The sequence below is a fragment of the Pectobacterium atrosepticum genome (assembly GCF_000740965.1).
In the GTDB taxonomy this organism is placed as follows: Bacteria; Pseudomonadota; Gammaproteobacteria; order Enterobacterales; family Enterobacteriaceae; genus Pectobacterium; species Pectobacterium atrosepticum.
This window is the reverse complement of sequence record NZ_CP009125.1, coordinates 1,952,828-1,972,011: the sequence shown is the minus strand read 5'-3', so window position 1 is coordinate 1,972,011 and position 19,184 is coordinate 1,952,828. Positions and strand designations below refer to the sequence as shown.

At 51.2% G+C, this 19,184-nt stretch carries 18 protein-coding genes; 4 read left to right on the top strand and 14 right to left on the bottom strand.

From position 1 onward, the window contains the following. Window position 1 precedes the first annotated feature (1 nt). The 7 genes from GZ59_RS08580 to dinG all read right to left on the bottom strand — a co-directional run bounded on the left by GZ59_RS08580 (window position 2) and on the right by dinG (window position 9,458). Window positions 2-331 carry a putative holin gene (locus GZ59_RS08580; protein ID WP_011094315.1) on the bottom strand — a complete coding sequence of 110 codons (330 nt, stop codon included), beginning with the start codon at window positions 329-331 and terminating at the stop codon, window positions 2-4. 110 nt (window positions 332-441) lie between these two features. Then, entirely contained in the window at window positions 442-1,788 is a 1,347-nt protein-coding gene (locus GZ59_RS08575; protein WP_011094316.1) for a TolC family outer membrane protein, read from the bottom strand. A gap of 2 nt (window positions 1,789-1,790) precedes the next feature. Further along, window positions 1,791-3,119, bottom strand: coding sequence for an HlyD family type I secretion periplasmic adaptor subunit (locus tag GZ59_RS08570; RefSeq protein ID WP_011094317.1), 1,329 nt, complete (start codon window positions 3,117-3,119; stop codon window positions 1,791-1,793). A 28-nt stretch (window positions 3,120-3,147) separates the two neighbouring features. Next, entirely contained in the window at window positions 3,148-4,875 is a 1,728-nt protein-coding gene (locus GZ59_RS08565) for a type I secretion system permease/ATPase (protein WP_011094318.1), read from the bottom strand. Between the two features lie 17 nt (window positions 4,876-4,892). Further along, complete coding sequence (locus GZ59_RS08560) at window positions 4,893-5,204, bottom strand: protease inhibitor Inh/omp19 family protein (protein ID WP_011094319.1); 312 nt, start codon at window positions 5,202-5,204, stop codon at window positions 4,893-4,895. 103 nt (window positions 5,205-5,307) lie between these two features. After that, the gene (locus GZ59_RS08555; protein ID WP_011094320.1) at window positions 5,308-6,717 is read right to left on the bottom strand and encodes a serralysin family metalloprotease; all 1,410 of its coding nucleotides are present in this window, start codon (window positions 6,715-6,717) and stop codon (window positions 5,308-5,310) included. 641 nt (window positions 6,718-7,358) lie between these two features. Next, window positions 7,359-9,458 carry an ATP-dependent DNA helicase DinG gene (gene dinG, locus GZ59_RS08550; RefSeq protein WP_011094321.1) on the bottom strand — a complete coding sequence of 700 codons (2,100 nt, stop codon included), beginning with the start codon at window positions 9,456-9,458 and terminating at the stop codon, window positions 7,359-7,361. Between the two features lie 165 nt (window positions 9,459-9,623). Between dinG and GZ59_RS08545 the strand changes: the two genes are divergently transcribed. The 3 genes from GZ59_RS08545 (at window position 9,624) to GZ59_RS24120 (ending at window position 11,356) form a co-directional block, all read left to right on the top strand. Further along, window positions 9,624-10,457, top strand: coding sequence for an AraC family transcriptional regulator (locus GZ59_RS08545; protein WP_011094322.1), 834 nt, complete (start codon window positions 9,624-9,626; stop codon window positions 10,455-10,457). Between the two features lie 52 nt (window positions 10,458-10,509). Further along, the gene (locus GZ59_RS08540; RefSeq protein WP_011094323.1) at window positions 10,510-11,157 is read left to right on the top strand and encodes a LysE family translocator; all 648 of its coding nucleotides are present in this window, start codon (window positions 10,510-10,512) and stop codon (window positions 11,155-11,157) included. A gap of 91 nt (window positions 11,158-11,248) precedes the next feature. Further along, entirely contained in the window at window positions 11,249-11,356 is a 108-nt protein-coding gene (locus tag GZ59_RS24120; protein ID WP_039291214.1) for a membrane protein, read from the top strand. 84 nt (window positions 11,357-11,440) lie between these two features. On the opposite strand, the gene idi is transcribed toward GZ59_RS24120, so the two are convergent. Both idi and bglX read right to left on the bottom strand, forming a co-directional pair. After that, window positions 11,441-11,980 (bottom strand): isopentenyl-diphosphate Delta-isomerase, encoded by a 540-nt coding sequence (gene idi, locus GZ59_RS08530; protein ID WP_011094324.1) that lies wholly within the window; start codon window positions 11,978-11,980, stop codon window positions 11,441-11,443. Between the two features lie 122 nt (window positions 11,981-12,102). Continuing rightward, window positions 12,103-14,409, bottom strand: coding sequence for a beta-glucosidase BglX (gene bglX / locus GZ59_RS08525; RefSeq protein ID WP_011094325.1), 2,307 nt, complete (start codon window positions 14,407-14,409; stop codon window positions 12,103-12,105). A gap of 391 nt (window positions 14,410-14,800) precedes the next feature. On the opposite strand from bglX, the gene GZ59_RS08520 reads away from it, so the two are divergent. Next, window positions 14,801-15,487 (top strand): glutathione S-transferase family protein, encoded by a 687-nt coding sequence (locus GZ59_RS08520; RefSeq protein WP_039291211.1) that lies wholly within the window; start codon window positions 14,801-14,803, stop codon window positions 15,485-15,487. Between the two features lie 75 nt (window positions 15,488-15,562). On the opposite strand, the gene pbpG is transcribed toward GZ59_RS08520, so the two are convergent. From pbpG to GZ59_RS08495, 5 genes are all read right to left on the bottom strand, one after another. Then, the gene (gene pbpG, locus GZ59_RS08515; protein WP_039291209.1) at window positions 15,563-16,510 is read right to left on the bottom strand and encodes a D-alanyl-D-alanine endopeptidase; all 948 of its coding nucleotides are present in this window, start codon (window positions 16,508-16,510) and stop codon (window positions 15,563-15,565) included. A gap of 150 nt (window positions 16,511-16,660) precedes the next feature. After that, entirely contained in the window at window positions 16,661-17,170 is a 510-nt protein-coding gene (locus GZ59_RS08510) for a DUF6622 family protein (RefSeq protein ID WP_039291207.1), read from the bottom strand. 92 nt (window positions 17,171-17,262) lie between these two features. Further along, window positions 17,263-17,619 carry an FMN-binding protein gene (locus tag GZ59_RS08505; protein ID WP_011094329.1) on the bottom strand — a complete coding sequence of 119 codons (357 nt, stop codon included), beginning with the start codon at window positions 17,617-17,619 and terminating at the stop codon, window positions 17,263-17,265. A gap of 60 nt (window positions 17,620-17,679) precedes the next feature. Next, window positions 17,680-18,222 (bottom strand): class IV adenylate cyclase, encoded by a 543-nt coding sequence (cyaB, locus tag GZ59_RS08500; RefSeq protein ID WP_039291205.1) that lies wholly within the window; start codon window positions 18,220-18,222, stop codon window positions 17,680-17,682. 397 nt (window positions 18,223-18,619) lie between these two features. Beyond that, the gene (locus GZ59_RS08495; protein WP_039291203.1) at window positions 18,620-19,168 is read right to left on the bottom strand and encodes a hypothetical protein; all 549 of its coding nucleotides are present in this window, start codon (window positions 19,166-19,168) and stop codon (window positions 18,620-18,622) included. Between the last annotated feature and the right edge of the window lie 16 nt (window positions 19,169-19,184).

Below are 19,184 nucleotides of genomic sequence, written 5' to 3'. Positions count from 1 at the left end.
ATCACAGCCCCATCGCTACGCCGATGCAAACGGCTGACACAATCAGCGCTCGTCGTAACATCGCTGCGGCAAATACCGTGTGGTGACCGTCCCGAACGGGAAAACGTCCACGTGGTACAGGTTCATCACCTTGTTCAAGGAATAAGCCGGGGCGAGCTTTAGGAAACAGCGAACGATCCAGCCAATAGCCTAATACGGCAGCGAGTGAGATAAGCGAGAGTTTATAGACGGTGACGGGAAGCTGTTGTGGTGAAATCAGCCCGATAACAGTAAAGAGAAAAGCCGATGTCATAATCCAGCCGGTAAGACGTGGTTTTTTGATTTTTTTCACGATAAAGCCTCCTGATAAGAATGGAGGCCATTATGCAAAACGGGAAGATTCGATGATTTTAAAGGAGTTTAAGTATGACGGAGGCGCAATATCCTACAGAATTGAACCATTTAAAATGAGGGCTTGCCAGCAGGCTGAAACCAGGCCGCCAATTCCAAAATATCTTTCTCGTTCAGCGTGCCAGCCGTATAGCGTAGTAATAGCCATGCCTGAAGCCAGCTGTATTTCGCTTCCGCCAGCTCTCGTCGGGCGTTATACCAGTCTTGCTCAGCTAGCAGAATATCCAGATTAATGCGTTCGCCGCCCGCGACGCTCAACCGTGTTGCCTTGACAGCTTCCTGCGCCGACGAGGCCGTCATTTGCCAGGCTTTAATTTTCGCCGATCCGTTGTTGTACAGGTTGTAGTACTTTTTCAATTCAGCCAGCGTTTGCTTAGTTTGATCGTCCAACTCCGCCTGACTTTGCTGGTATTCCGCCGCCGCCTGCCGCATCGATGCCGAGACGGAACCACCGGAATAGAGCGGGACATTCAGTTGCAAACCGACGCTTTGTGTGTCGTATTTCTGATTGTAGTTATATTCACTTTCGGAACGGCTATTACGCGACGATGCCACCAGCGACAGCGTGGGTAAATGCCCGGCGCGACTGCGTTCGATTTCATAGCGGCTGACCGCCAATCCTTCTCGCTGCGTCGCCAGTTTGGCATTGTGTTGCACCGCAAGATCGCGCCACTGCGCCAGCGTCTGCTTGACGGATTCCGTAGACGGAAGTTGCGTGAGCATCAGAGGATGCAGCGCAGCGATATCGAGCACCGTGCCCGTCATATTCTCTAAATCGGTGATCGCAGAATCCAGATTATCCTGCTGCTCAATGCGCTGTGCTTCAATCAGCGTAAACCGCGCTTCCGTTTCCCGCACGTCCGTTAGCGTCCCTTCGCCTGCTAGCAAGAGACGTTTATTCATCGCCAACTGCTCCTGATAGGCCCGCTGCTGCGCATCCAACAATTGTAGTTTTTCCTGCGCCAGCAGCGCACTGCTCCAGGCTTTATACAGCCGCACCATCAGATCCTGACTACGATCGCGAAAACGCTGATCGGCCATCAGCGTGCGGGCAGCCCCCTGCTGATAACGAGCCCAGGCCGCATAGTCCAGCAGCGGCTGGCGCAGCGATAGCGTTGACGTGTAGCTGTTGTAATCGCGTTTTAGCGTGTTATTGCTGACGCTATCTGTTTGGGTGACTTTGGAATGGCTGCTATTGGCGCTATAGCCGTACTGGAGATTAGGGAGCAGATTGGCACGCCCGATCGTCTCCTCTTCCTGACCCGCCGCGCGCTCAAAACCCGCCGCACGAAATTGCGCATCGTTACGCAGCGCCAGTTCCCAGGCATCAAGCAGCCCTAATGCGTTAGCGCCCGAAGAAAGCAGCCCAAACAGCACGATTATCGCGATCCTTTGCATGATTACTCTTCCGTTAATGCCAGATGCAGGCGATCCATTAAAGGCTTAAATAGATAATTGACGAATGACCGCTCTCCGGTACGAATGAATCCTTGTACCGGCATACCGGGTTTAATCTCCAATCCTTCCAGCGCGCGTTTTCCTTCATCATCCACCTGAACACGCAGACTGTAATAAGGCTGACCATCTCTGTCGTCCAATAGACGGTCAGCCGACAACAGCTCGACCGTTCCCGCCACGCGTGGCGTGGTGCTTTGGTTAAACGCGACAAACTGAAGCTCTACGGGTAAACCCGGCCAGACTTTATCGACCAATTCAACAGGAAGGTGTCCATCCACCCGCAAAGGCTGATCGTCCGGCACGATCTCCAGAAGCGTCTGTCCCGGCGCAATCACACCGCCTTCCGTGAACACTTTCAACCCCACCACCGTACCGGAAACGGGCGCACGCATCTGGATATTCGCCAGATTGAAATCGGCCTTTTCCTTCTTGCTGCCCACATCGCTCAATAGCGCCTGCACTTCCGCCAGCTCGCTGTTAACCTCTTTGTCGTATTCTTGCTGGCGCTGGGCCATCAGCAGCGTTTGTTGCTCAATATCACGACGAGTACGATTAATATCCCCTGTCAGTTGTGCGATATCGCCGTTTAGCTGCGCCAGCAGGCGTTCGTTCTCCAGCATTTTGTTGCGTGGTACATAGTTTTCCGCCGCCAGTGAACGCAACCCCTGCAGCTGTTGTTCCAACGTCTCTCGCTGCTTCTGCTTGCTGGACATCACCTGACGTTGGGCGCTGAGTGACGCTTCCATTCCTGCAATACTCGAACGCATTCCTTCCGCCTCAAGCTTGAGAGACTGCTGACGGCTGCGCAGTAAATCGCGCTGTAATGCCGTAATCACGCTCATCTCCGGCCTTTCGGCTAGCGGTTGCAGGCGAGGTGTCATAACCATATCACTCAGGCGCTGCTGCTCAGCAAGCAAACGACCTTCTCGCGCCACCAACTGTAAATACTGACCATCCAGCCCTTCGCTTGCCGAACGTGCATCAACCTCATTCAACGTTAATAGAATCTGCCCAGCCTCAACCTTGTCGCCGTCTTTCACCTGAATTTTATCAACGATACCGCCCTGATTGTGCTGCACAACCTTGCGATTACCGGAAATCACGACGCTGCCATTAACCATGACGCCTTTATCCAACGGCGCAAACAGTGCCCACAGGAGAAAACCGCCGAATCCGGCAAGCACCAGCAACCACCCCAGACGCACGGCACGTTTCTCATCGCGCCGCGCAGTCTGGTTCATATTCTCTTCACTTAATTCAGATGCGGACATGTCTTTCCCTGTTTTCTTTCATTCCCTGTTACTGCTGGACAGCGGCAGAAGGTGTCATTTGTGCTTGGTTCGCAGCACGACGCGGCTGCAATTCGTTCAGAATGTCGCGCGCAGGCCCAAATCGCTGTTGCTTACCCTGATTGAGAACCAGAATTTTATGCGCCAGCGTGGTTAATGCAGGACGATGGGTAATCAGTACCACCGTCGCTCCCCGCTTCTGAAGGTGTGAGATTGCCTGCGCCAACGCGACTTCGCCTTCGTTGTCGAGGCTGGAGTTTGGCTCATCGAGTACCAGCAGGCAGGGAGCGCCATACACCGCGCGCGCCAGTGCGATACGCTGCCGCTGCCCACCCGATAGCCCGTTGCCGTCAGCGCCGAGAGGCGTGTCATACCCCTGTGGTTGGCTAAGAATCATCTCATGGACGCCAGCCAGCTTCGCCGCCGCGACGATTTTTTCCGCGTCATGATCGCCAAAACGGGAAATATTTTCCGCCAGCGTGCCTTTAAAGAGCTGCACATCCTGCGGCAGGTAGCCCATTGCCGGGCCAAACACTGTTTTATCTACCTGACTGAGATCGGCACCATCCAATCGAACCTTGCCACGCGTCGGTGTTTGCGTCGCGACAAGTAAACGTGCCAACGTCGATTTACCTGAACCCGATGCGCCCAAAATTGCCAGCGTTTCCCCCGCCTGAAGCGAGAAATGGATATCCTGCAATCGTGACGCCCCTTGCGGGGTCTGTAATAACACATTCTCGACGCTGAGCTGACCCACTGGCGCGGGCAACGTCATCGTCTCGCTTCTGGGCGGATAAGCCGTCATAATTCGATTCAGCCGATGCCACGCTTGCCGCGCACTACTCAACGGTTTCCAAATACCAATAAGCTGATCGATTGGGCTCAGCACGCGTCCAACAAGAATTGACCCCGCAATCATCATCCCCGGCGTGATCTCGCCCTTAATCGCTAGCATTGCCCCCACACCGAGCATCAGCGATTGTAAAAAGATGCGGGAATGTTTTGACGCCGCCCCGACAACCGCAGCCCGTTCGCTGGCCAGATTTTGCAGGGTAATAAAGCGATAGTGTTGCCCCAGCCAACGGCGACGTAAATTAGATAACATTCCCATCGATTCAATCACCTCGGCATTACGCAGTTGCGTATCTGCAAGATGGGTCGCCTGTAACGCCTCGTGGCTCGCCTTTTCTAAAGTCGATGTGGTGAGATACTGATTCAGCCAGGCCAACAGCACCAGCACCACCGTTCCCCCCAGCGCCAGCAGGCCAAGAACCGGATGGATTAGGAACAGCACTAATAAAAAGAAGGGGAACCAGGGGATATCGAAGAAGGCAAACAGTGAGTTGCCCGTAATAAACTGCCGCAGTTGCGTGAGATCGTTCAGTGCCTGACCCGCTTTTGCCTCACCGGCTTCCAGATTGCGTTCAAACGCGGCGTTGAAGACCTGTTGATTCAGTTGCAGATCGATCCGCGTACCGAGTCGGACGACAACCAGACTCCGCACCCATTCAAGCGCCGCCATGAATATCCCCAACCCGGCAATCAGCAAGGTGAGCATTAGCAATGTCGTGCCATTGCCCGAAGCCAGTACGCGATCGTAAACCTGAAGCATGTAAATAGAAGGCGACAGCATCAGTAGATTAACGATGGCGCTGAAAATCCCAATGCTCCAGAAGCTGCGCCGGAAAGGACGCAGTATACTCAACAACGAACGTTCCTTATTTGATAGTTGACTCACTGCGTTTGCCTCTCCTGTCAGGGCTGCTTATGCAACGTACGTGTACTGCCATCAGGCAATATCAGCGTATAGCCCTCTTTTTCCTTGCTAAAGAACGCTACAGATTGGCCCTGTTCTTTCGTCAGAGTGATACCGTCCGGCGTCGGCCGCCAGCCGGCAGGAACATCGGATAGCAGCGCTTTTAAACACTGCGCATCACCGTCAAGGCGCCAGATGTTGTCCACTAACTGCGTGTTGTGCAGTACAACCTCACAGTGTTGTTCTCCACCACGCAATTGCCATGCACCGCTTAGTTCACTTGCTGAAGGCAACTTCAGACTACTCGCCATACATCCTCCGCTTATTGCACTTAACAGCGCCGCGATGATTAATTTTTTCATAGTGGCCCCAAATCGATAACAGAAAAGGACGGGTTACCCCGTCCTTGCTACATCACACGATAAAATCGGTGGCCGCAGAGGGCTGACCAACAATATGTACAAGAAAGTCTGGTGTGGTCTGGCCTGCAAAATTCAACCACAGATTGGTCGTGTTGCTACCCGCATCCCAGTCAAGCAGTGCTTCATTGCCAAGTCCGGTGAAAGAGTCGACAAACTGCAAGTCTTTATTTTGATTCAGCGCTGACAGATCGATCTTGTCTATACCGCGTTGGAAATCCGTGATGGTGTCATAACCTGTGGTATTGGAAGAATCACTCGCGCTGGCGTAGACAAAAATATCTTTGCCTGCACCGCCTGTCAGCGTATCGGCACCAGCACCACCTTGCAAAATATTATCTGCACTGTTACCGATAATAATATCGTTGCCGGAACCACCAATCGCGTTTTCAATCGTCACACCGTGAGCGATAGACACGTTACCTTTCAGGCCGCCAACATCAGAAAAACGACCTTCATTCAGATCGATAATTTGATTGTCCTTGTAGCCAGAGAAATCAAACGTATCGTTGCCGCCCGCATCCCAAACGGAGAAGATCAATTTTTGGCTATTGCTGTTGGTGGTATAGAAATCACGACCGGTATTGGAATTGAAACCGTATACCGTATCACCGGTACGCGTGTCCATATTCGCGCCGTACAGCAATTGAATCGCCGCGATATCATCAATTAACGGACCAGCAGCATAGTGCCCCTTGAAATCACCGCCGGTATTCTGCTCACTCCAGTAGCTCATCAGACTATATTGGCGCGTATCTTCTGCGTAGGTCACATCGCGGTAAGTCGGATTACCTTCACCCGCATTGTAATCACCTGGGTGATTCAGGCCCAGCGCATGGCCGATTTCATGCGTCAGCGTCTGCTTGCCGTATTCCGTCGCTGGGTTACGCACCGTGTCAGCGTTGTAGTTAAACCAAGCGCTGCCCGCCGCTGAGTGGTTACCCGGCATATAAGCGTAAGCCTGAGTATCGTAGTCCATCCGACCGCTTGAATCACGGGTATAGTTACCAAACGTGATAGTGGCTTTTTGGGTAGGGCTAACCTGAGTAAACGTGAGATTGGCAACATCTGACCACGATTGCAGAGACAGTTTGGCTTGTTGTTCCTGGGCTGCGCTGAATTTCACAAAGCCCTGATCGCCAGAAGGGATAGACTTCACGTTCTGTAAGAACGAATAGGTCAAATCCGCAGATTTACCAAACACATTTGTACCGTTCCACGTCAAACCATCGCGAACTATTTGCCAGCCAGCCTGCTCGCTGGTGAAAGAAGGTTTTCCCTTCAACACCACATCATCACCACGAACATGGTTATAAAACAGCGGTGCTACATCGCTAAATCCTGTACCAGCCGCATCCAATGCGGATGTTGCGGTGTCTTCATCTTGCAAATCTCGTAAAGCCATCTTTTCTTCTCCATAAGTCTGATCAGGATGATCAGAATCCTAAATCCCTTCATGCAATAACCCTACTGAACTACATTGCACGATGCCGTGCATGGCTGCGGTTTAATCGTCTCCTGAGTATTCCCGTCATACTTCAAGCCGCATGTGCGTTGGCTTCTCTTAAGTACTCGGCCCGCCGTGGGCCTTGCTCTAAAGGGCCAATGTTTTGTCCTGAAACTCGAATTATTTAGAGTATAAAGGGTGCTTACCCAAAAATATTTATATCCAAAAAACTCATATAAATAAAAATTATCTCTATAAGGAAATAATTAAGAAAAAATTCCAATTATTTTCGTTATTATCAATTAATAAATAATAAAGTTAGATGACTACTTTTTATTATTGGTATGGACAGTAAAGGGATCTGATGCCAAACGGCATTTGTTTTTGAAAAAGAAGGGGGTTTTATTAATTGTATTAATTCTCATCATGTCACCAATCCCTGGTTGATAAAACCGCACTGCGTAATGACACACTTTGCCACACGTATTAACGGCATCCTTGCTGTTCCGAGACAAATCTAACAAATAAGAATAAAAAAATATAGCGCTAAATAAGAACTAATTACCCCCTTATTAGACGAACAGATATAGAGAAATTTGTTATGGCATATCTCGCTGTTCAATCGGGAAAACCGGCAGCGCCGCCAGCAACTGTGCGCCATAGCCTTTGGTTAACAGTCGCCTGTCGTAAATGACAATTTCACCAAAACAACTATGGCTGCGAATAAGGCGTCCAACCTGTTGGATGAGGTTAAACGAGGCGCTGGGCAAGCTTTGTACGATAAACGGGTGCCGTTTGAGACTTTTTAGCCACTCGCCTTCCGTCAAAATCACCGGACTGTCGATGGGCGGAAACGCTATTTTGTGAATATGCACCTGAGAGAGCAGTTCACCTTTCAGATCCAGCCCTTCCGCAAAGGACTGTAAGCCAATCAGTACGCTGGTCTGGCCTTCTTGTACCCGCTGACGATGTAATTCAACCAGCCTATAGCGTGGTTTATCTCCCTGAACCAGCAACATCAGGCGTAAATCGGTCACCTGTGTCAGAAAGAGCTGCATGGCACGCTGGCTGGCAAACAGCATCAACATACCTTTATGCTTATCCTTCTGTAATTCTGCTCGAAAAAATTGCGCCATCTCGGCAATATGCTGCGCCTCAGACTCCATCAGCGGTTCATGACGCATTTTAGGAATCACCAGACGCCCCTGCTCACGGTGGTTGAACGGTGAATCCAGTGCGATAAACGTATCGCCTTCCTGCTCGCTCAGACCGGAAAGCTCCTGTATGCGCGCAAAACTGTTCAGCGAGCGCAGCGTTGCCGAGGTCACCACAACATGCGACACCTTACCCCACAGTAACCTTTCAAGCTGATCGCAAACGCGAATTCCCGCACAGTGCAGGTGAAGATGCGGCTGGTTATCGCGCATTTCCCGCGTGATCCATTTGGAAACTGGCGCGTTCGAGGATTTTTCCATCGCCGCCAGTCGCCACAGCTTGCTCATAGACTCCAGGTAGCTCTGCTGGCGGCTCATTTTCAGCAATGCGTGATAAACCCGTACCACGTCATGCTTACCCGTTTTCTCGCTGAGATCGTTAAGCATATATTCCACCAACGCCCGCAGCGTGTCGGTCAGTTTGAACAACCGCACACAGAGTTCGCGCATTTCATCTGGCATTTTGCCCATCGCAAAACGGTACTCGGTTTCCTGCCCGTCATGCGGAAGGAACAGCGCACACATTTGCGAGAAAGACAGCACGCACTCGCGGATCTCCTCACAATGGCTGGTTAACCGTTCACTGTTCGCAAGTCGCGGCGGCGATTTAGGCGCGAATTGCGCCATACACTGCCCGATGAGCTGCACCAGCTGTTCCAGTTGCGTCATCATATAGGCGGGATGAATATCGCCAGACATCTCCAGCGTATCGCGGGCAACGTCGGGAATGTGGTGCCCTTCATCGAGCACCAGCAGTAAATTCTTAGGGGGAGGAAGTACCGACTCACTTTCCATCGCCGCCATCACCAATGCATGGTTAGTGACGACAACATCGGCCTGCTCGATCTCACGCCGCGCGAGGAAGAACGGACACTCGCGGTAATAATGGCAGTTGTGCGCAAGGCAGTTTGCTTTGTCCGTACTCAGTTTTTGCCACAGGCTATCGGCTATCGAATCCTGATAATGATCGCGCAGCCCGTCCCAAGCGTGGCCTTGCAGTGCTTTTTCAAGCTTTACACAGACGCGTTCTTCTTCCTTGCTGGCAGACACCCGTTCATCATCCAGAAAGAGCGGTAAATCCCCCTGCGCGTCGGGATCGGTTGCCAGCATCGCCAAATTACGTGGGCAAATATAACGACGGCGACCAAATGCCGCGGTAAATTTCAATTCGGGAATAAATTTCTGCAACAGAGGCAAGTCTTTACTGTAAATCTGATCCTGCAATGCCACATTCGCGGTGCTCACCACCAACGTTTTATCCTCTGCACGCCCCACTGCAATACCCGGAATAAGGTAAGAAAGCGTTTTCCCGACGCCGGTTGGTGCTTCGATGGCCAGATGGCGCGGGTAATCGCCCGCCAGCGTTTTCGCCACTTCGGCAATCATCTGTCGCTGGGAAACGCGGGAAATAAAATCTGGGATTTGCTCTTGCAGGGCCTTATACCATTGACCAATCTGCAATTTTATTGCGGGGGACAGCGTCATGCATACTCTGTATCTGCGTAATCTGGTCGCCATTGTCCCACAGACGTCCGGCGACGTCAGCCGATATCACGTCCGCGATGATTCTGCTCTCGACAATCTTCCGCCCAGCGATTAGGGTAAAACCCTATTTTTGTCGCGAGCGGTAAACGCTATCTTAGGTAAATTATGTCTTCGGTCCACGCCATTAACCAATCGTACTGGTTTTCGACACAATTACCGCATGTTGAAAGCCGCACCACGCGCAACAGCAGCCACGCCTATAAAACACACAGCCATGCGCAATTCTCAATTGGGGCGATCGAACACGGCGAAACACTGTGCCATTACCGCAACGAAACGCATCACTTACAGGCTGGCGATCTGATCTTTATCGATCCCCAACAGCCGCACAGCTGTAATCCACCTCCAGGGAAAATGCGCAGTTATCACATGCTTTATCTGGATACTGCATGGTGCCTCGACCAGATCGCTGTCCACTGTAATTATCAGGCGGATAGCTTGCGTTGCAACCGTGTCGTCTTACGCGATCCCACGCTATTTATTCGTTACCAGCATCTTATTACGCTGCTGCATCGGGGAGAAATCACGTCGGCAGACAGCCTACTCAACGCGATGCTGACACCCGTTTGGCAGCAATATTGCCTGCCTGAGCCAGCATTACCCCATCAGGCGTTACAAACCACGACGCGGCACGTACGCGAGCGTTTGCTGAATAATCTTCAAGAATCGCCCTCGCTGGAAACGCTGGCGGACGAGTTGAACCTACGACGCGAGACTATCGTGCGGCAGTTTCGTCACGATACCGGTATTACACCCATGGCATTTCTTAATAATGCCCGTATTGAGTATGCTAAATCACTCCTGAAGCAGGGCACGCCGCTGGTTGATACCAGTTACCAAAGCGGCTTCTGCGACCAAAGCCATTTCCATAAAACGTTTGTGCAATATACCTCCGCGACACCGGGTCAGTACGCGCGATCAATATTTGACAATAAATAGCCGAACACCTTGTCTAGACTGGCGTCGATTACTTATCGAGGTCAGAAATATCATGTTTATCAATCCCCTTTTTTCCGCCGATTCTCTCTTTCCTGCCCATTTTCCTGCTCTGGCACTGGCGCATTTTGTGGCGCTATTGAGCCCGGGTCCGGATTTCTTTCTGCTGACGGCCTACGCCATTCGCTACCGACTGCGCGGCAGCGCGGGAATCTGTCTAGGCATCGCGTTGGGCAACGGTATTTATATTCTGCTGGCGGCGATCGGCTGGGCTGGTATTCAGCACTCGCCGACGCTTTTTACCGCCATCGAATTGGCCGGTGCCGCTTACCTGATCTGGATTGGCTATCAGTTACTGAAAAGCCGTTCTATCCCGTCGTTTCAGGCCGAACAGCAGTCCGACAGTTGCCCAACGCTGCGTAAACAAATCCTATTGGGGCTCGGTTCGTCGCTGTTGAATCCTAAAAACATGCTGTTCTATATCAGCCTGATGACCAGTATCCTTGGGCCACAGGTAACACCAACACAGCAATTCGTCAGCGGTAGCTGGATGTTTTCTATCGTGCTGGTGTGGGATCTGCTCATCGCGGCACTTATCGCTCGCCCATTGATTCAGCAGCGTTTAACACGCTGGCTTAACCCGATTGAGCGCGGTGCTGGCGTCATTTTGCTCTTTTTCGGTCTGCTGCTTTTATTTCGGTAATGAGGTTTATTTAAAAAGTGAGGCGCGTTTCGGCCTTGTTTCATGGGCGGAAGGCTTTATAATTCGGGGCAATTAACAAAAGGATAACCTGATGACTCTTCAAAAAATCGGCATTATCAGTCTCTTTGCCCTGCTCGCCTTAGGTGGCATGTCTGGCATGATGCTGGTGGGTTACATTATTATCGAGCACGCAGGCTGAGGCTTTCGACCTACCTTTCCCTCCTACTGCACGCTGCATGAACAGTGCCGCACTGAAACGCGGCAATTATCGCAGCGGTTCAGACTAACGCGATTGCTCAGACTTGAACGCCTGCCAGTAGTCTGGAATACGGGCAAAAGTCAGTTGGAACCAAGCCGTAAACTGCTCAGGCGTCATCATCATCCGCTGCGTAATCTCGTCTATCGACTGGTATTCATAGCTCGATACTTCATCAGGATTGATCTGCGGAACGTCATCCGTCACGCCAAAATACACATGCCCCAGTTCATGCTCAATCAACCCATTATCCAGTTGCAGACGATAGGTCAGCGTAAACATCGGCGTCAGCGCACAGCGTAATCCCATTTCTTCATACAAACGACGATGTGCCGCTTGTAACGTCTCTTCACCGGGTGCAGGGTGGCTGCAACAGGTGTTGCTCCATAAACCGCCGCTGTGATATTTCTCTTCTGCCCGCTGCTGTAATAACAACTGCTGGCGAGAGTTGAAAATATAGACGGTAATCGCACGGTGTAACTCTCCTTTTACGTGCGCTTCCTGCTTTTCCATTACGCCTGTTGGCTTGTCATTTTCATCAACCAACACGACTTCAGTCAACGGCATACTTTCCTCCTGCAATACCCTACTCTCCGATAATCACACTTTATTTAGAAACTCACACTGCATCTAGGTAATCACCCTTCGTGGATTCGCCGCCGGGAATATCGGCGGCGAGACGAACATCATTATAGCAGGGTGAAGCTGTCGCTTTTCACGCGTTGAGAATCCAGACCGATCATGACATCGAACTTACCGGGTTCTACTACCTGCTGCATGCGGGCATTGTAGAACTTGAGTGCATCCTGATCGAGCGTGAAGGTGACCGTGCGGGATTCTCCCGGCTGTAGCATCACTTTCTCAAAACCACGTAACTCTTTCAGCGGACGGCTGATGGAAGCCACCACATCATGCAGATACAGCTGAACGACCGTTTCCCCAGCACGGCTACCGGTGTTTTTCACCGTTACGCTGGCGTTGATCGTCCCGTTACGCTTCATTGTCTGGCTGGACAAACGCACGTCTGACACGCTGAAAGTGGTATAGCTCAGGCCGTAACCGAACGGATAGAGCGGCCCGTTGGCTTCATCATAATAGTGAGACGTATATTTGCCTGGGTTTTCCGGCGTGTAAGGACGGCCTGACGGCAGGTTATTGTAATAAATAGGGATCTGCCCGACAGAACGTGGGAAGGACATCGGCAGCTTGCCAGACGGGTTATAGTCACCAAACAGTACATCAGCGATTGCATTGCCGCCTTCCGTACCACTGAACCAGGTTTCCAGTAACGCATCAGCCTGCTGATCTTCACGCACCAGTGCCAGAGGGCGGCCATTCATCAGCACCAGAACCAGCGGTTTACCCGTGGCTTTCAGCGCCGCAATCAGGTCACGCTGGCCTTGCGGCAAGTCGATGTTCGAACGGCTGGATGCCTCATGCGCCATCCCCGCCGCTTCACCGACGACCGCGACCACCACATCCGCTTTCTTCGCGGCTTCCACAGCTTCATCGATCATCACCTGCGGTGGGCGTTTGTCCACCTGCACGGCATCTTCATACTGATTCAGGAAATCGATAATGCCTTTGTGATTACTGACGTTGGCACCTTTGGCATAGAGAATCGTGGCTTTATCGCCGACCGCATTCTTCAGGCCCTGATAAACGGTAATCGTCTGTTTCGTGACGCCCGCTGCAGACCAACTGCCCATGGTATCGCGCTGGCTATCAGCCAATGGCCCCACGACGGCAATCGTGCCCTGCTTTTTCAGCGGCAGCGTTTGCAGACGGTTTTTCAATAGCACCAGACTTTTACGCGCCACATCGCGCGCATCTAAACGGTGTAAGCGGCTTTCCGCATTGGTATCCACCGGATCGGAACTCGCGATGCCCAGATGACGATACGGATCTTCAAACAGCCCCATATCATATTTCACGTTCAAGACCTGACGGCAGGCATCGTCGATCTCCTGCACGCTCACCGCACCACTTTTCACCAGCTCTGGCAGATAGCGTACGAAATACTCGTCGCTCATGCTCATCCCGATACCGGATTTAAGCGCCAGACGTGATGCATCGCGTGGATCGCTGGCAACGCCATGCTTAATCAGCTCTTTAATCGCGCCGTGGTCGGTAATGGTGATGCCTTTGAAATTCCACTGATCGCGCAGAACCTCTTTCAGCAACCAGCTGTTAGCGGTGGCTGGCGTACCGTTGATTGAGTTGAGCGCGACCATCACGCCGCTACTGCCGGCGTCAATCGCCGCTTTGTAAGGCGGCATATAGTCCTGGAACATGCGCTGAGGGCTCATGTCTACCGTGTTATAGTCACGCCCGCCTTCAACAGCGCCGTAGAGTGCGTAGTGTTTTACGCTGGTCATCAGCGAGTGGCGTCCGGTTACGTCGTCGCCCTGAAAGGATTTTACGACCACACCGGCAATTTTACTGGTCAGCCAGGTATCTTCACCGAAGCCTTCAGAAACGCGGCCCCAGCGCGGATCGCGGGTGATATCCACCATCGGCGCCCAGGTCATGTTCAGGCCATCTTCCGTCGCTTCATAAGCCGCCACACGCGCGCTTTTCGCAATCGCGTCCATATCCCAACTGGAGGCTAGCCCCAGTGCAATAGGGAAAATAGTGCGTTGACCGTGCACCACATCATAGGCGAAAAACAGGGGAATTTTCAGGCGGCTGAGCTGCATAACCTGATCCTGCATTGCACGAATATCCTGGCGGGTTACCGTATTAAAAATCGCACCAACCTGGCCATTTCTAATCATTTCCCGGATGACTTCTTTCGGGTTATCCGTCCCGACGCTGATTAATCTGAGCTGGCCGATCTTCTCTTCCAGCGTCATTTTCTTCAGCAGATCCGTGACAAACGCATCACGCTGCTGATGTGAAGGCGATATTGATGCTGGCACAGACGTCAATTCCTGCGCAAACGTCGGATTACAAGCAAGTCCAATTGCTATAGTCAGTGAAGTAAGCCATTTCATTCGTTATAAAGACCCAGTCAATCCAGGCGTCAGAGCAGAACAAGGCGCTGAAGCACAAGACAGGTTGAAGATTCCGGCGGTCACATCCCTTCTCTGACAAGGCGAAAAACACCTTCCCCCTGCCTTAAGCGAATAAGGCTTCCCGATAGTGGTTGCCGCACCGACGCACTCAAATGCACAGCGCGTAATATAGTGCATTTATTGAGATTTCATTTAATAAAAACTGCAAGAATAATGCTAGGCGATACGCATAATTCACATTCCCCGCCTTCCGTTTGCATAATAATCCCAGCAACATTGTGCCAAACCGCGGAGCAGCTACGGTGAGGAAGATGATTTCTACTGTCTTTCGTGCTAATGCTAAGGCTTCGTTACTAAAGGAGCCTCAGACATGTATCAGTTGTACATCGCCAATAAAAATTATTCGTCCTGGTCACTGCGCCCGTGGGTGCTGTTGAAAACACTGTCGATTCCTTTCGAAGAAAAGCAGGTTGTTTTTGCGCCGGGTATGGCACAGCCGGCCTTTAAGGCCTTTTCGCCGACGGCAAAGGTCCCCTGCCTGATCGACGGCGAAACCACCGTATGGGACTCATTGGCGATTACCGAATACCTGGCTGAACAGCATCCCGGCATCTGGCCTGCCGATGCCAACACTCGTGCCTGGGCACGCTGTGCCGCCGCCGAAATGCATTCAGGCTTTACCGCATTACGCAATATCTGCGCCATGAGCTGCGGCGTGCGCGTCAAGCTGAACGAGATGTCTCCGGCTCTCAGCAGCGACATTGCCCGAATTAGTGAGCTGTGGCTGGAAGGATTAACACGATTTGGCGGGCCATTTTTGGCGGGAAAAGCGTTTTCGGCGGTAGACGCGTTTTTTGCCCCGGTCGTCTTCCGTATCAAAACCTATCAGCTTTCCGTCTCGCCGGAAGCCGCCGCTTACTGCGAACGCTTGCTGGCATTGCCCGCGATGCAGCAATGGCTAGGAGAGGCATTAGCAGAAACATGGCGTGAAGCGGCGCACGAGGAAGATGTGACAAATGCAGGTGAAGTGATAGAAGATTTTCGCGCTCGCGCGTAATACCATCGCAGGCGGTGGCCCGTTCGGCCACCGTGAAAACGTCCCCCTCCCAAATCAGTGGGAAAGGGGAACCTGTTATTCGGTTTCGATATTCGCCATGCTCTGCGGTTGATGAGAAGCCAGCGATTTTTGTTTCTTATAGCTCAACGCAGCGGCTGGCACTTCACTGACCTTACCGGTTTCAATCCACTTACGCAGGCGGTTAGCGTCCGCAAAATGCGTGTACTTACCGAAGGCGTCCAATACCACCAGCGCAACAGGTCGCTGATTAATAACCGTACGCATCACCAGACAGTGTCCCGCCTGATTCGTAAAGCCCGTTTTGGTGAGCTGAATACTCCAGTCCGCTTTATAGACCAGATGATTGGTGTTTCTGAACGGCAGGCTATACGCCGGATGGGTGAATGTCGCCGTTTTCTCCTGCGTGGTACTGAGCTGGCTCAGCAGCGGATATTGCTTACTGGCAATCAATAGTTTAGTCAGGTCGCGGGCGGTCGAGACATTATTGATGGACAAGCCGGTCGGCTCCACATAACGCGTGTGTACCATACCTAGCGCACGGGCTTTGGCATTCATCGCGTGGATAAACGCCTGATAGCCGCCCGGGTAGTGATGCGCCAGACTGGCAGCTGCACGATTTTCGGATGACATCAGCGCCAATAGCAGCATGTCACGACGGCTGATCTCACTGTTCAGGCGAACGCGTGAGTACACCCCTTTCATTTCTTTCGTCTGGCTGATATCTACCGAGATGATTTCATCCAGTGGCAGGTTGGCATCCAGCACGACCAGTGCCGTCATCAGCTTCGTCACCGAAGCAATCGGCACGACGACGTCAGGATTACTGGAATAAAGGACATGGTTATCGCGTAAATCTACCACCATGGCGCTACCGGAAGCGATTTCCTGATGCGCATTCCCAGCGGAATACGTCGGCGCTTTCGCCACAGCCTGAGGCAACATCACAGCATGGGTTGACAGTATCAATAGGCCAAAAAGAGAAAGCTTAAAATTTTTAGTCATTCTTCAATAACTTAAACAGTATTCTGTTAAATGAAAGGAATAGGCGCTGGCATTATAATTTACCGCCCTTCCCCGCGCACTCATGCAGCATAAAAAGCTTTGTGACAAATTTTGACAAGCGATTTTAGCAACATACTGTTTTTTCTAGCATTATGTCAAAGACGGTCTTATTTTGCGCATCTGGTTAAGCAAACGCAGGCTAACGCCGCTGAATATTCCGGCGGTAATCCCGCTCGCCGCACCGGACAACAAGCAGAAAACAGGGTCATGCGCCAACGAGGGAAACTGGGCCAGTTGGACGGAAAAATAGAAACGAGAACAAAACGTCAATAGCATCAAGACCAGCGGCCACCACGATCCGGTACGTTGAAAACAGCGCGGTTCTGGCAGGTAGGTTCCTGAGATCGCTCCCCACATCCACCCAATACCCAGCCCAATCATCAACATCAGTAGAAACCCTCCAGCCGCTGCAAGCGGGAGCATCAGCGTGTGAAAAATCGAGCTAATGCCCCACACCATGAAAACTGCTGGCACAATTAACATTCGCGCCAGCGGTTGTCGTCTCGGCTGACTGGCTTTTACGCCAGCATAAATCAGGTAACCCAAAACGGCCCACACCCAATAAGGCGTGTGGCGCAGAATAATCAGCAGGTTTTCCACGGTAGAGAGATTCCTTCATCAATGGTGCATTCATCAACAGTGCCTCATCAACGGTGATAGTCACTTTCCTGTTCAATCACATTCCAGTTCGATCACGGGGTAACTTTTGCCTGTTCCAGCGCCTGTTTCACCGCGTTAATCACGCCCTGACTCGATAACGTTGCCCCCGTTACCGCATCTACCTTGTTAATATCCTGCTTCTCAATAAGCTCAGGCACGATTTGATCCGTCGCACTCAGCATCATCGCTTCAGTATCCCCATGCTTCAGCACCTCAGCGTTAGCGATCTTTCCTTCTTTAATGCTGACGGTTACCTCAACCTCTGCTGCCTTACCCTGCGCTTTACCGATGTAGGTGCCATCTTTATATTGCGCCACATTACTGCCATGAACGGACAGAGAAAAAGCCATCACTAACGTGGCCAGCAGCGCCGGAATAGATTTCTTCATCATTTCCCCATGTGTAAATAAAACAATAAAAGCAACAATTCAATAACCAGAGAAGAACAATCAGTTAAAACCTAATAATTGGTAATAAGACTTAGTTTCAATATTATCCAATGATAATTGAAGCCGTAGCGCACACTCTATACACCGATCTCTGAGTGTTTTCAACTGGGTTTCATCATCGGTCATCACCGATATTTCCACGAAATAACCAAGCGATTCAATATAATCGAGCGTAATATGGAAGGCGTTTAAAAAATAGATGCTGCGGATTTTATGAATGTCAAAAAGGGGCTTATACCCTAACGTTTGTAGCATGCTGTCGGTTTTTTCAAAGGCTTCGACGTTAACCGCTTCGCAGCGATCGGTCCCAGGCCCTTTAACAATCCAGAGTTTTATCCCCGATGGTTCCATGCGACGCACCAGCATTTTGATATTTTGCTGTTGCAATCGTCTCTCTGTGTCATCGTAATAAATATCATGTTCTTTATTTTCAAAGACAAAAGCCTCTGGGTGAAGACTAAAAAGCGTATTTCTGAAAACGGCTATATCTTCGATGCGGAATTTAAGTTCAACTTCATATTTCCCTGTGAAATGTTCAACCATGTTCTTTCCCCTCACTGGATTCCCTGAAATAAAATTGACTCTCCGCCACATCGATCAGCGTTTTATTTCGCTGCCATACGGAAATTCAAAATAATAATGGTTCAGTCATCCGCAAAATAGATCATACAGGTAACATAATATGGCCGAATGGCCGTCCTATAATCCTCCTTGATTAACATCCTACGTCCTGTCACATCCTGGCACCACGATAGCATTAACTCGATAATCATGCCGCGTTATTACCTTACAACGTCAAATATCCCGGGCGCAATTTTCTGACAACGATTACCTGCAAACAAATGCCATCACCGATTTATCACCAAAAAAATGCGGTCAGCGTCGCACTGGACGCTGACCGCCGTTAATAGTAGCTGAGAAGGAAGAAACCGCTAGTTCTTCACGCAGTAACCACAGGTAATAGCAAGATCAGTGCAGAATCGAAGCCGTGATGGTGCATAAACTCACGTAAAATGAGCAACCGGGCGGAGAAAGCATTCTCTAGCGGAATGCCCTCCCAAGCGGCTGGACTCCCCATCATGACGCGTTCCAGACGTTTAAAGGTTCGCTCCATGTCATCCTGCGGCAACCGCCACCCCGCGTCCTCTTCTTCTACTCCCGAAATCTGTGCGATAGCCATCAAGGTAGGATCGAAAGAAAATAGAGCAGAACCTGCTGGGATGTCGTGGCGAATACGCGTCACTTCATCTTCTACCGCCATGATCGCCAGTTCCATCTCGTCCGGCGTCGGAGGAAGATGTTTGAAAAACGTCGCTGCTGTTTTGTCAAAGCCAATGGTCAATTGCAGTGTTGCAGACGGCTGTAATGCCGTCCCGCAGATAACGGTTGTCTGCTGTTCGCCAATACACAGCACCGTCACTGGCACATCGGGTGCAACACGCTGTCTGGCAAGCGAGTACATATGTTGCAGATTTACATCATTTTCCATCACGGCATCCCTATAC

Coding starts and splice junctions, on each gene's coding strand:
- GZ59_RS08575 (WP_011094316.1), bottom strand. CDS start 1,788: ATGCAAAGGATCGCGATAATCGTGCTGTTTGGGCTGCTTTCTTCGGGC.
- GZ59_RS08570 (WP_011094317.1), bottom strand. CDS start 3,119: ATGTCCGCATCTGAATTAAGTGAAGAGAATATGAACCAGACTGCGCGG.
- GZ59_RS08560 (WP_011094319.1), bottom strand. CDS start 5,204: ATGGCGAGTAGTCTGAAGTTGCCTTCAGCAAGTGAACTAAGCGGTGCA.
- GZ59_RS08555 (WP_011094320.1), bottom strand. CDS start 6,717: ATGGCTTTACGAGATTTGCAAGATGAAGACACCGCAACATCCGCATTG.
- dinG (WP_011094321.1), bottom strand. CDS start 9,458: ATGACGCTGTCCCCCGCAATAAAATTGCAGATTGGTCAATGGTATAAG.
- GZ59_RS08545 (WP_011094322.1), top strand. CDS start 9,624: ATGTCTTCGGTCCACGCCATTAACCAATCGTACTGGTTTTCGACACAA.
- GZ59_RS08540 (WP_011094323.1), top strand. CDS start 10,510: ATGTTTATCAATCCCCTTTTTTCCGCCGATTCTCTCTTTCCTGCCCAT.
- GZ59_RS24120 (WP_039291214.1), top strand. CDS start 11,249: ATGACTCTTCAAAAAATCGGCATTATCAGTCTCTTTGCCCTGCTCGCC.
- idi (WP_011094324.1), bottom strand. CDS start 11,980: ATGCCGTTGACTGAAGTCGTGTTGGTTGATGAAAATGACAAGCCAACA.
- bglX (WP_011094325.1), bottom strand. CDS start 14,409: ATGAAATGGCTTACTTCACTGACTATAGCAATTGGACTTGCTTGTAAT.
- GZ59_RS08520 (WP_039291211.1), top strand. CDS start 14,801: ATGTATCAGTTGTACATCGCCAATAAAAATTATTCGTCCTGGTCACTG.
- pbpG (WP_039291209.1), bottom strand. CDS start 16,510: ATGACTAAAAATTTTAAGCTTTCTCTTTTTGGCCTATTGATACTGTCA.
- GZ59_RS08505 (WP_011094329.1), bottom strand. CDS start 17,619: ATGAAGAAATCTATTCCGGCGCTGCTGGCCACGTTAGTGATGGCTTTT.
- cyaB (WP_039291205.1), bottom strand. CDS start 18,222: ATGGTTGAACATTTCACAGGGAAATATGAAGTTGAACTTAAATTCCGC.
- GZ59_RS08495 (WP_039291203.1), bottom strand. CDS start 19,168: ATGGAAAATGATGTAAATCTGCAACATATGTACTCGCTTGCCAGACAG.